This window comes from Pseudoalteromonas sp. MMG024 (genome assembly GCF_021654175.1).
In the GTDB taxonomy this organism is placed as follows: domain Bacteria; phylum Pseudomonadota; class Gammaproteobacteria; order Enterobacterales; family Alteromonadaceae; genus Pseudoalteromonas.
On the sequence record NZ_JAKFZO010000064.1, the window covers coordinates 1 to 413 of the forward strand.

General features: G+C 47.2%; 1 protein-coding gene. It reads right to left on the reverse strand.

From position 1 onward, the window contains the following. Positions 1-413, reverse strand: a 413-nt coding sequence (locus L1068_RS21875) for a transposase (protein WP_237131969.1), incomplete at both ends; no start/stop codon positions are given.

The following is a 413-nucleotide window of genomic DNA, read 5'->3' on the forward strand; positions in this document are numbered from 1 at the left end:
TCGTGTTTTATTTCGCCATAGCTGTTTTCTATCTCCCATCGTTCAAAATAAACATCGAGTAAAGACTGGGTTTCATACTGTTTGTCCGTCAGTGAGGTGAGCACGCCTTTGATGTGATTTGGCTGGTTTTTGTCCAGATATAACACGAGTCTTGCCCGCCATTTCTCAGGCAGGCTTGGGTCTTGCTTTCTGGCATGTCCAGAGACCTTCATTTCAACGATGAAGTCTCGTCCTTCTTTGTCCAGCTGCTCTACCACTTCATATTTTGTGTTGGATTTCACCGGCGTCATCCAGTGGCTTGAACCATGTTGGCGCTGCCAGTTGAGCATCAGTTCAGCGCTTGAGTAACAGCGATCAAAAATGGTCAGAGAGTCGGCAGAAACCGACATCGCCAGCTTCTTGGCGTAGTTCAT